The following is a 12,211-nucleotide window of genomic DNA, read 5'->3' as shown; positions in this document are numbered from 1 at the left end:
AAAACGAGATAAATTAGCGGAGCTGACTTAACCCTTCATCTTGCAAGACCTGACGTGAAATAATCACTCGCATGATCTCATTGGTACCTTCCAGGATTTGATGGACACGTAAGTCTCGTACATGGCGCTCAAGTGGATACTCATTTAGATAACCATAGCCGCCGTGCAACTGCAGGGCTTCATTGGCAACATCAAAACAAAGATCCGTAGACAGACGTTTTGCCATCGCGCAGTAGGTAGACGCTTGTCCATCATTGTTATCGACTTTATCAGCTGCTAGATACAGCATTTGGCGTGCGGCAATGGTCTGAGTCAACATATCAGCAAGTTTAAACTGTACCGATTGTAAGCTAGCAATCGGACTACCAAACTGGCTACGCTCTTGTACGTAACTGGTTGCGGTCTCTAACGCCGCTTGCGCCGTACCTACCGCACAAATACCGATATTAATACGACCGCCATCCAGTCCTTTCATCGCGATACGAAAGCCTTGGCCTTCCTCACCTATCAGGTTTTCTACAGGGACTTTAACGTCTTTAAAACTAATCGTGCGTGTTGGCTGTGCTTTCCAGCCCATTTTATGCTCGTTTTTGCCATATTCGATACCAGCACTATTGGCGTCTACGACGAACGCTGACACGCCTTTGGGCCCAGCGCTACCAGTACGTGCCATTACTACCAATACATCGGTTGAGCCTGCGCCAGAAATGAAGGTTTTTTCACCGTTTAGTACGTAATGCTCGCCTTGCTTCTCCGCTTTGGTACGTAAGGAGGCTGCATCAGACCCTGCATTTGGTTCTGTTAGGCAATAGCTGCCAAGCCACTCACCGCTGACCATATTGGGTAGATATTTTTTGCATAGCGTATCGCTACCATATTCACCAATCATCCATGCCGCCATATTATGAATACTCATATACGCTGCTACAGCCGTGTCGCCCCATGCAAGCTCTTCGAATACCATCGCTGAGTCCAGTCTTGGTAGGCCCAAGCCATCATATTCTGGATTGGTGTACAGTCCCAAAAAGCCAAGCTCACCAGATTTTTTGATTATATCTATTGGGAAATGCGAGTTACGATCCCATTCAGCAGCATTTGGCTTTAGCTCTTTTTGCGCAAACTGACGAGCCGTCTGGCGAAAGGCGACTTGGTCATCGGTCAATGAAAAATCCATAGGGTCATCCTTGTTCTTATAGATCAAATAGAGGGCTTAAATCTCGGATAAACGTTGATAAAAGCGCTAATAAAAAGGTTGGTCAGAGATTTTATAAGACATTAGCGCGACATGATAGCGGTATAACGATAATAGAATTGCGTTTAATAGTACCGCAAGTCGCATTATCGTCATACCTAAAACACAAAATGTCATACTGATAAAACAATAAGCTGACGATTACATTGAAATCGTTGTATTGACGCCGCGGCTTGCCTCATCATCAAACCATCGCGCAGTGACGGTTTTGGTTTGAGTATAGAACTGTACGGCTTGCTTACCATAAGGACCTAGGTCGCCAAGCTTACTGGCACGTGACCCTGAGAATGAGAACATTGGGAGTGGCACAGGGATTGGCAAGTTAATACCGATTTGACCGACTTGAATGTCTTGCTGGAATTTATGTGCAGCTGCCCCTGACTGAGTAAATATCGCCGTACCATTGCCATGTGGATTGGCGTTCAGTAGGGCAATCGCTTCGTCCAAGCTGTTAGCACGCATAATACATAGTACTGGACCAAAGATTTCTTGTTGATAAATTTGCATATCACTTGTGACATTATCAAAGATAGTTGGGCCAACGAAGTTACCTTTCTCGAACCCTTCAACGGTAATTCCGCGACCATCTAGTATCAAGCTCGCGCCCTCTTCTACCCCAGTCCCAATCAAATGCTCGACACGGGCCTTCGCAGCAGGCGAAATCAACGGCCCCAAATCCTTGTCATTTTTGCCAGCTGAGACGACCAAGCTTTCTGCTTTTGCTTTAATCTCATCAATCCACTCACCAGCTGCGCCTACTAGTACAACGACTGACAGCGCCATACAGCGTTGACCAGCTGCACCAAATGCTGCGCCTGCTAACTGATTGAGCGTTTGCTCTTTATTGGCATCTGGCAGGATAACGCCATGGTTTTTGGCACCCATCATGCACTGGGCACGCTTACCTGATTGACTGGCACGCTCATAGACGTGTTTGCCTACATGAGTAGAGCCTACAAAAGAAACGGCTTTGATATCTGGATGGTCGCAGATAGCATCGACGGTTGCTTTGCCTCCATGTACCACGTTTAGAACGCCTTCTGGTACGCCCGCTTCAATCGCTAGCTCAACCAAACGCATAGTCACCATCGGATCTTGTTCAGACGGTTTTAGGATAAATGTATTACCCGTAGCAATCGCCATTGGGAACATCCATAGTGGAATCATCGCTGGGAAGTTAAATGGTGTGATACCAGCGCAAACGCCGAGTGGCTGCCAAATACTATAAGTATCGACACCTGACGCAACGTTTTCTACGAAGTCGCCGATTTGCAGGTTAGCAATACCAGCGGCATGCTCTACCACTTCTAAACCGCGGAACACATCACCGCGTGCATCAGCAATCGTCTTTCCTTGCTCTGCGGTCAAGATTTCTGCCAACTCATCCATATGATCACGAATCAGAGACTGATACTTTAAAAAGATACGCGCACGCGTGGTGATTGGCGTTTTGCGCCATGTCTCAAACGCAGTCTGTGCGGCTGCGACAGCTTGGTTAATCTCATCATTAGTAGTTTGTGGCACTTTGGCAATGACTTCTTGCGTCGCTGGATCAGTGATATCAATCCATTTGTCGGTGTTTGATTGTACGAACTGACCATTGATAAGCTGTTGAACGTGGTGCATAAGATATCCTTATCTTTTTTGCGAGAGTACCGTGTGACGGCACCTATATATTTATTAGAAAAATAAAAGCGATGAGTGTTTGTCTGTAAAGCATTATTAAAAACTGAATTTTAAAATGATTTATTTTGTATCGTTATTGACTATAACAATAAACCATTTTTACGGTCAAGCGCTTTATCAAAATTTTATCTAAGTTTATTTTAATAGCATGTGTTTCTATAGAAATAGTTTAAATAACAAACACAAAAAAGCCCATGATTACTCATGAGCTTTTATAAAATAAATCTATTTGTTATGTGAAATAACGATCATTGCTGACTTATAGATCGATACATTGCGTTAATCAATAATCCTTCATCGCTTGCTTGATCGCATCGATTGCTGTTGGATTGTCAAGCGTTGACATGTCTCCTGTTGGCTGGTCTTCCGCTAACGCACGAATTGAGCGACGTAGGATTTTACCCGAGCGAGTCTTTGGTAATGCCTGCGGGAAATAAATAGCAGCGGGTCGAGCAATACCGCCCAAAGATTTGACGACAGCACCTATCACTTGTTGCTCGATACGAAAACGGTTTTCGGTAGTTTCAATTTGCGTCTGATCTTTTAGGACACAGAATGCAATAGGTAGCTCACCTTTTAGCTCGTCTTGAATACCCACTACGGCACACTCTGCCATCTCTGGATGCGTACTGATTGCCTCTTCAATCTCTTGCGTGCCTATACGATGTCCTGCAACGTTTATCACGTCATCGGTACGTCCTAAGATGTAGAAATATCCTTCTTCATCTGTCACTGCATAGTCCGAGGTTGAGTACTGCTGACCATCAAACAAACCAAAGTAGCTGCTAATAAAACGCTCGTCGTTACGCCATACCGTGGTGAGACAACCAGGCGGTAATGGTGCTTTAATTGCAAGCAATCCTTTTTCGCCAGCCTGACAAGGATCGCCCGTTTCCTCGTTGATGACATGTGCCTCATAGCCATACATCGGGTAACCAGGTGACCCCTGCTTGTGCGGCTTATGATTGAATTTTGGCGTATGGCTCAAGATTGGCCAACCAGATTCTGTTTGCCAATAGTGATCTAAAATTGGCACGCCTAGGTGCTGAGTCAACCAACTAGCTGTCGATTCATCAAGCGGTTCACCTGCCAAAAAGAACGACTTCACACTGGAAACGTCGTAGCGCGTCATCCAGCTTTCATCTTGTTTTTTGAGCATACGCACGCCTGTGGGTGCGGTGAATAAAATATTAACTTTGTTAGCTTCAACGATACGCCACCAGATACCAGGGTTTGGCATATGCGGCAAGCCCTCATACATAATGCTGGTCATACCCGCCAGTAACGGCGCATAGATCGTATAAGAGTGCCCGACAGCCCAACCAATATCAGATATCGCCCAGAACGTCTCGCCAGCCTTGCCGTCATAGACATAATCTATCGACGTCGTCAGCGCGACGGCATGACCACCTGTATCGCGCTGCACCCCTTTTGGTGTGCCAGTAGTACCAGAAGTATAAAGCAAATAGGATGGGGTATTTGACTCGAGCCAAACTGGCTCTACGACTGCATTGGTCTCACAGCTATGACGACGCTCGGTTGCATAATCAACATCGATCGCTTTAGTTTCAAATGGCAATATACCGCGATTGACCACCAGCACATGCTCTGGCTTGACAGTCGCTTGCTCGACGCCTTGATTGACTAGGTTTTTATAATTGACGACCTTACCGCCGCGTAGCCCTGCATCCACCGTAATGACCATTTTGGCTTCGGCATCATCCATACGGATAGCCAAGTTATGGGCGGCAAACCCACCAAATACGACTGAATGGACGGCACCAATACGCGCACACGCCAGCATGGCATAAGCCGCTTCTAATATCATTGGCATATAGATAATGACACGGTCACCTTTACCAATACCGTGACGCTGTAGCACATCGGCAAAATAATTAACTTCTTTATACAAGTCATTATAAGTCAGGCGGCGCTTGGTATAGTCTGTATAAAACTCGACGTTGTTACCTAAATCTTTAAACGAATCAACGACCGCTGGAAAGGTTTCTATCAATTCTTGATTAATCTCTGATGACACCCACACAAAAGCATCTTGCTCTGCCCGGTCTGCTAGATGGCGATCGACGCAGTTATAACAAAGATTTGTCTCACCGCCGACGAACCATTTGGCAAAAGGCAGATTACTGTCATCTAGAATTTGCTCAGGCTCTTTATGCCAATAGATACGCTTCGCCTGCTCAGCCCAAAACTGCTCTCGATCCGTAATAGACTCATGATAAATATCAGCGAAGTTTGGCGTGTCTGTCGTTTGGGTGGAAACTGGGGATAGGGAATGGTCGCTCATAGTAGCTGTCCTTAGCATAAACGAGAAATGAGGCAGTAGTATTTTATAGTTAAGGCACTCAATAAGTTGTCACGGTACTCACCTCGCACGGTGCACTGTCTGCGTGCAACTGGCTGATACCAACTCTAAAATGCTTCAACTATAAAAAACCATGTCTTAGTAAATACTGGTCATCCTTGCCAGAATTAAAAAACCGATACGATATGTATCGGTTTAAAATGTAGCAGAGCCTATCGGAAAGGTCAACTATTAAGCGTGTAATACGCACTACATTTTGACGAATACAAATATTTGAAAATCTAACTAATACTAATTAAATTTCAGTTTGATTGGCATACATCTCACGCATGACTTTTTTGTCATGTTTACCAACGGAAGTTTTGGGTAGCTCATCAACGAACTTAAACTGGCTTGGCACACCATACTTAGGAATGATACCGCGCTCTACCGCTTTTTCTGCAATCGCTTTAATATCATCAGCACTAGTATCCTTAGCATCAGGCTTTAGCACCACCAAAGCCAACGGACGCTCACCCCATTGCTTATCACGCACCCCAATCACTGACACATCAGCCACTGACGGATGTAGTGATAAAATGGTCTCAATCTCTAGTGATGAAATCCACTCACCACCTGATTTGATTACGTCTTTTAAGCGATCGGTGATTTTAATGTAGCCATCAGGACGTAGGTAAGCGATATCTTGGGTATGCATATAGCCATTTTCCCACAGCTCTTTGCCAGCATCGTCATTCTTAAGATAGCTTTGGGTCAACCAAGGCGCACGCAATACCAGCTCGCCTGTATTGTCTGGTCCAGTCCCTACGGATTTGTTGCCTTCACCCCATACTTGAGCATCAACCATGAGCACTGGCTTACCTGTCATACAACGACGTTCAATATCCTCTTCTTCCGTCATTGCTGGCTCATCTAAGCTAAAGTGGGTCAAACTAATGAGCGGTGCAGTCTCTGACATACCATAGCCTGTATAGACTTCGATACCTTGTGCCATTGCCGTCTTAGCTAGACCTTCTGTCAATCGTGAGCCACCAATAATCATTTTTAAACCATTAAAGCTAGCGTCACGGTCTTGTGCTTCTTTGAGTACCATTTGCAAAATCGTTGGTACACAATGGGTGATACTGACCTTTTCATTGACAATTAAGTCCATCAACGTATCAGGCGCATAGCGACCTGGATAGACTTGCTTTAGACCTACCATCGTTGCTGTAAACGGAAAACCCCATGCATGTACATGGAACATTGGCGTCATAGGCATATAGACATCACCATAGCTCACGCCTTGCTTATCAGGCAGCATACCCAAAGTTGCCGCTTCTGCTAGTGTATGTAGGACTAGCTGACGATGACTAAAAAAGACCCCTTTTGGATCACCTGTCGTGCCTGACGTATAAAAGGTCGTCGCAATGGTATTTTCATCAAAATCTGGGAAATCAAATTCGCTATTGGCAGCTTCTAATAGCGCTTCATATTCGCCTGTAACACGGCTTTGATTGCTACCAAAGATACCTTCAGCAGTGACACCATTGTCATCTAGCCAGATAATATGCTCAATACTTGAATTTTCAAACTGATAGTCTTTAACCAATGGCGCAAACTCAGAGTTGAGCATGAGCACTTTAGGCTTGGCATGGTTGATGGTATAAAGAATTTTCTCAGGCGATAGACGGATATTGACAGTCTGTAAAACATACTCTGACATTGGCACGGCAAAATAAGATTCAAGATAGCGATGACTGTCCCAATCCATCACGGCAACCACATCACCTGCATCAAGCTTTAAGTCTGCCAATACATTGGCCAAGCGATTGATACGCTCAAACAACTCTTTATAAGTCAGGCGCTTTTTGTCCGCATAAACAATCTCTTGATCTTGCGATACCGTTTTTGCACGGCTTAATAGCTGCTTGACCAGTAATGGATAATCGTAGGCAGATGGTGCACTGTGGTAAATGTTTGACATAGATTTGACTTCCTTGTTTGTCGTACTTATAAGGGGTAAATAACAATAATAATAACAATCAAGTTAATAGCAGCATAAAATCTACTGCGCTAACCATTTTAATTTTTATAATAATAGGGTCATCCTAGCTAAGGTCTCGACATTATCGTCGGCTTGCGCCTCGTTTGGTGCACCTTTAGCAATCAGCAGCCCTAATATTTGAATGTTCAACAGACCCTAACATCGTTATTGATAGTAAGAAAAAAGCGGCGCTGTGTAAAGCGGTCTTACATTAAGTATCATAAGATGGCTAACTAAACATATGCTACATCAGACAGCCAATCACTTCGTACGTACCGTGGTTTTAATCATCCCAAAACTGGCTATTAATAACGCCAATACCTGCACAAACAATAACAACCATACGGTAAGAGACCACTGCCCTCGCGCATAAGCTATGCCACCCAGCCATGCCCCTAACGTACCGCCTGTATAGTAGCCCATATAATATAGACCCGATGCTAATGAACGGCCTTTTTTCACATTGACTGCAATATAGCTGATGGTCGCTGACTGCGTGATAAATACACCAGACGACATAATGGCCAGTCCTATGATCACCCCCCATAATGGCGTGACCAAAGTCAATAATACTCCGACCATAGATACGACGATAGCCACCCGTACTGTACGCGCTGAGCCAAACCGACGTAGCAATGTCGTAGATAATGGCGTGATAATAACACCAAGCAAATATACTGCAAAGATATTGGCGAGCGCACCAGTACCAAGCTCATAAGGCTTATCTGCCAAATGTAAATTGATAAAAGTGAAGCAGCCTACAAGGGAGAACAGTACGCAAGCGCCAAGCAGACATGCTGTTACCACATAGCGATTGGTGACATGCTCACCCAGCGTCTGTATCGCTGAGCGAAAATTAGGATTGGCCACAAAGTGACGAGAGGATGGTAGCATCTTGCCGACCCATATTGCACCCAATAGCGTCATCGCCGTCATCACATAGTAACCATGACGCCAGCCAATCAGCTCATGCAAATGCCCCAGCAAGAACCGACCCATAAAGCCGCCAAGCACGCATCCTGACACATAAAAGGACATCAGCTCAGTCATCGCCCGTCCCTCAAACTCCTCACCGATATAAGCAATTGTCACCACCGTAATACCCGGTACGGACAATCCTTGCATGAAGCGCCAAATACCGACCCATTCAATGCTCGAGCTCTGGGCAATAAGCGCTGTCGGTATCGCTAAAAACAATAAAGCGCCAACGATAAACGACTTGCGCCCGACTGCATCTGAGAGCATGCCCAAAAATGGTGACATAATGGCGATTGCCAACACAGTGGCACCAACGATCATGCCAGCCTGTACTTCAGTCGCAGCAAAGTCCACCATCATAACTGGTAGTACTGCCTGAATAGAATACACTTGCAAAAAAGCAAACATACCTATCAGGCCAATTGTTAGCTTCAGTATCCACGACGTTGAATGATTGGAAGTGACTGGCGGCACAGCTGTTATATTTTGGATCTGATCTTTAGAATTATTCACAGGGGATCTGACTATATTGGTTATACCATGACTGTAAATAATAACCGTCACTGGCGTGGATGATAGAGAGGAATAACGGTGATTTATGCTAAATGTATAAGCAAAAGCACCGTTATTAAACGATAAATGCTCATCATAATGACAAGCCAATTATGGTAGCACATTCATCAATATACTCAGGTTTAAAAGTGTTATTGCCACTTGATAGATTCTTTATTCGGGTACGAGATTATCGTAGAAAAACTTGACTAGGAATCACATTTCGACTTGAGACGGTGAAGACAGCTTTCGACTCACAAGTTCATGATCAAAGTTACGTTTACTGCATATACAGGATAGTATGGTTAGATGCTCTTGACGCACTTGTTGAGTACTTAACTGCTTTAACGATTGATGACGTTGACAATTAACAATCACTACCTACGTCTATCTTTTCTAACCCATAGACATGCACGACCACACAACCTTTTAGAATACAATTTACTATGATGAAAAATATGATGCTTTCACAACTTATGATCGCGATGAGCACATTGGTTTTCTCTACAATGGCTATAGCAGAAGTAACTGTATCCGAGACTAGCGTTAAAAGCCTCAACCCAGTTAGATCAACACTCGACGCTACAAACTCACTAGCGGCAGTAGACTGTATAAAGGATGACGCTATCACTGCTACTGAGCTCACAAAAACACGTGATAACGGTCCGTTTTCTATAAAGTCCAAGCATGTGAGTCGCCAATCAGCCAATGGCTTTGGTGGCGGTACCATACATTATCCAACGGATGCTGCTAACTGTGGTCTGCTAGGTGGTATCGCGGTAGTGCCAGGTTATGTGTCTTATGAGTCTTCTATCAAATGGTGGGGACCGCGTCTAGCCTCTTGGGGATTTGTCGTTATTACTATTAATACTAGCTCCATTTATGATAATCCGGATAGCCGTGCTGAGCAATTGAGCGCGGCTCTCGATCATCTCATCGCTGATAAAACAGTGGGGCATATGATCGATCCAAATCGTTTGGGCGCGATTGGTTGGTCAATGGGCGGCGGCGGTGCGCTACGATTGGCAACTGAGCGCAGTACGGTGCAAGCCATCATTGCACAAACGCCCTATCATGATACGAGCTATGGTGCGATGGATACGCCTGCTCTATTCATCGCTTGTGAAAATGACCGTATCGCCCCGAATAAAAAATATACCAATACCTTTTATCAAAAAGCTGACGGTCCAAAAATGAAGGTCGAGATTAACAACGGCAGTCATTTCTGTGCCAGTCATCGTTTTAACGAGAAACTATTAAGTAAGCCTGCTATCGCATGGATGCAACGTTATATTAATGGTGATACCCGTTTCGATAAATTCTTATGTGGCAATGAAAGCTACAAAGATGATCCTCGTATCTCAGCCTATGATTACGAAGACTGTTTATAAGCTATTTTTTAATCTACTTATAAAAGGAAGGACAGACAGCTTTCACTGTTAATAATGACATTTGAATAACAACTCTTTTTTATTTTTACACATTTACATTGCTTCTATCTTTTTTCTTACAGACTTTACTGCCATAAAAATTAATAATCATATAGTCAATCTTCTATAAATTGGATACGGTATCAGGCTCGTTTAGTCTACAACTTGTAGTGCTTTCACTCGCCTTCCTTGTATCCAAATTATATTGAACCGACTATAGGGTGCTACAAAAAAGTAAAACGATTGAATAAATGAACTATCAAGGAGTAATGTCGATGACTGATGAAATGTATGATTTAGGTGCAGGGTTTTGGAGTATTCGAGGCTCATTTATAAAGAACGGCATACTTGATATCGGTGTTCAATGTGCCCTCATAAAACTACCATCAGGACGATTTATATTCTTAGATAGCTACACATTAAAAGATAATGTTCGTCAGCAAGTAATGGCACTAACCAATGATGGTCGAGATGTTGAAGCCGTTCTCAATGTTCATCCGTTCCATACGGTACACTGTGCTCAAATGGCCAAAGACTTTCCGCAAGCGACGTTTTATGGCAGTAGCCGACATCCAGAACAAGTGCCTGAAGTCAATTGGGCAGATGACTTAGTCGAAAGCGATTCCGTTGCTGCGCGCTACCCTGAACTTAAATTCTCTATTCCTCAAGGCATCCATTACATCTCACCGGATGAAGCGGTTCATGCCAGCTCGCTTTTGGCCTACCACCCTGCCAGCCAGAGCATTTATGTCGATGATACCTTTGAGATACCCCCTTCCAAGTTAATAAGTGCCGTGCAGCCTAACCTAGGCTTACACCCTACTACCAAAAAAGCGCTCAAAGATGAGCCAGATGCAGCTAAGCACTATTGTGATTGGGCCGTAGAGCTGGCAAGCGAGTGGCGTGATGGTCGAAATTTTTGCAGTGCGCATTCGGGATTGGTTATATTTGATAAAGGTCAATTTGAGACAGCACTTATTTCAGCGATTGATCTGGCTCGCCCTGAGCTTGAGAAGGCATAAAAACAAACATAAAGGCGTAAAGAGTTAGAACACATACCATTAAAACAGCTCGAAAAACAAAGTTTACAGTGAAAAAGTAGCTTTGTTTTATTTACATATTTTATTTAATTAACTAGACGAGGAAAATTATAAATGACTGATCACATTCATGATTTAGGCGCAGGATTTCGGAACATACGCGGAACATTCCGTCTCGGTGGCGTGCTAAATATCGGCACTCAATGCTCGCTAGTCAAGCTATCATCAGGAAAATTTATCTTTTTGGACAGTTACGCCCTCACGGGTGATGTTCGAGATGAGATTATGGCACTTACCAATAATGGTCAAGATGTCGAAGCCGTGCTGAACGTACATCCGTTTCATACAGTCAGCTGTGCTCAAATGGCCAAAGACTTCCCGCAAGCCACCTTTTATGGCAGTAGTCGTCACCATAAAAAAGTACCAGAAATCGATTGGGCAGATGACTTGGTAGAAAGTGACGCAGTCGCTGCACGCTATCCTGAGCTTAAGTTTTCAATGTCAGAGGGCATTTATTATATCTCGCCCAATGAGATGATCCATGCAGGTTCTTTATTGGCTTATCATCCTGCTAGTCAAAGCTTGCATGTAGATGATACTTTTATGAGTCCACCAATTAAGTTATTAGAAGCTGTATTGCCTGAGCTGATATTACACCCCACGACCAAAAAAGCACTGAAAAACGAACCAAACGCTGGCGCGCAATACTGCGACTGGGCGACCAATTTGGCTCATGAATGGCGTGACGTACGCAATTTCTGCGCTGCGCATTCTTATCTTGTTCAGTTCAAAAAAGGTGGGTTTGAGAAAGCTCTGGTGAAAGCCGTTGAGAAAGCACGTCCAAAACTAGAAAACGCCTAATTTCTCACACCTTAGACATATATTTTTTATAGATATAAAAATGGGTCGCTATTACTGTATTTA

8 protein-coding genes are annotated in these 12,211 nt (G+C 44.0%); 3 read left to right on the top strand and 5 right to left on the bottom strand.

Going from position 1 to position 12,211, the window contains the following annotated elements:
- Window positions 1–13: 13 nt before the first annotated feature.
- From JMX63_RS06755 to JMX63_RS06735, 5 genes are all read right to left on the bottom strand, one after another.
- Window positions 14–1,174 (bottom strand): acyl-CoA dehydrogenase family protein, encoded by a 1,161-nt coding sequence (locus JMX63_RS06755; protein WP_201571697.1) that lies wholly within the window; start codon window positions 1,172–1,174, stop codon window positions 14–16.
- Between the two features lie 219 nt (window positions 1,175–1,393).
- Window positions 1,394–2,878 (bottom strand): CoA-acylating methylmalonate-semialdehyde dehydrogenase, encoded by a 1,485-nt coding sequence (locus JMX63_RS06750; protein WP_201571695.1) that lies wholly within the window; start codon window positions 2,876–2,878, stop codon window positions 1,394–1,396.
- 343 nt (window positions 2,879–3,221) lie between these two features.
- Complete coding sequence (locus tag JMX63_RS06745) at window positions 3,222–5,243, bottom strand: propionate--CoA ligase (RefSeq protein ID WP_201571694.1); 2,022 nt, start codon at window positions 5,241–5,243, stop codon at window positions 3,222–3,224.
- A 313-nt stretch (window positions 5,244–5,556) separates the two neighbouring features.
- The gene (locus tag JMX63_RS06740) at window positions 5,557–7,227 is read right to left on the bottom strand and encodes a fatty acid--CoA ligase (RefSeq protein WP_102091487.1); all 1,671 of its coding nucleotides are present in this window, start codon (window positions 7,225–7,227) and stop codon (window positions 5,557–5,559) included.
- A 321-nt stretch (window positions 7,228–7,548) separates the two neighbouring features.
- Entirely contained in the window at window positions 7,549–8,739 is a 1,191-nt protein-coding gene (locus tag JMX63_RS06735; protein ID WP_201571725.1) for an MFS transporter, read from the bottom strand.
- A gap of 536 nt (window positions 8,740–9,275) precedes the next feature.
- On the opposite strand from JMX63_RS06735, the gene JMX63_RS06730 reads away from it, so the two are divergent.
- The 3 genes from JMX63_RS06730 to JMX63_RS06720 all read left to right on the top strand — a co-directional run bounded on the left by JMX63_RS06730 (window position 9,276) and on the right by JMX63_RS06720 (window position 12,148).
- Window positions 9,276–10,208, top strand: a complete 933-nt coding sequence (locus JMX63_RS06730; protein WP_102078453.1) for a dienelactone hydrolase family protein — start codon at window positions 9,276–9,278, stop codon at window positions 10,206–10,208.
- Between the two features lie 314 nt (window positions 10,209–10,522).
- Window positions 10,523–11,269, top strand: coding sequence for a hypothetical protein (locus JMX63_RS06725; RefSeq protein WP_102078452.1), 747 nt, complete (start codon window positions 10,523–10,525; stop codon window positions 11,267–11,269).
- Window positions 11,270–11,401: 132 nt separating this feature from the next.
- Window positions 11,402–12,148, top strand: a complete 747-nt coding sequence (locus JMX63_RS06720) for a hypothetical protein (protein ID WP_102077986.1) — start codon at window positions 11,402–11,404, stop codon at window positions 12,146–12,148.
- The last annotated feature ends 63 nt before the right edge of the window (window positions 12,149–12,211 follow it).

It is taken from the genome of Psychrobacter nivimaris (genome assembly GCF_904846365.1).
In the GTDB taxonomy this organism is placed as follows: domain Bacteria; phylum Pseudomonadota; class Gammaproteobacteria; order Pseudomonadales; family Moraxellaceae; genus Psychrobacter; species Psychrobacter nivimaris_B.
The sequence above is the reverse complement of the archived record's forward strand: the minus strand, read 5'-3'. Positions and strand labels throughout refer to the sequence as shown.

Excerpts from the sequence above, each read along its gene's own strand:
- JMX63_RS06720 (WP_102077986.1), top strand. The coding sequence starts at position 11,402 with ATGACTGATCACATTCATGATTTAGGCGCAGGATTTCGGAACATACGC.
- JMX63_RS06740 (WP_102091487.1), bottom strand. The coding sequence starts at position 7,227 with ATGTCAAACATTTACCACAGTGCACCATCTGCCTACGATTATCCATTA.
- JMX63_RS06730 (WP_102078453.1), top strand. The coding sequence starts at position 9,276 with ATGATGCTTTCACAACTTATGATCGCGATGAGCACATTGGTTTTCTCT.
- JMX63_RS06745 (WP_201571694.1), bottom strand. The coding sequence starts at position 5,243 with ATGAGCGACCATTCCCTATCCCCAGTTTCCACCCAAACGACAGACACG.
- JMX63_RS06750 (WP_201571695.1), bottom strand. The coding sequence starts at position 2,878 with ATGCACCACGTTCAACAGCTTATCAATGGTCAGTTCGTACAATCAAAC.
- JMX63_RS06725 (WP_102078452.1), top strand. The coding sequence starts at position 10,523 with ATGACTGATGAAATGTATGATTTAGGTGCAGGGTTTTGGAGTATTCGA.
- JMX63_RS06755 (WP_201571697.1), bottom strand. The coding sequence starts at position 1,174 with ATGGATTTTTCATTGACCGATGACCAAGTCGCCTTTCGCCAGACGGCT.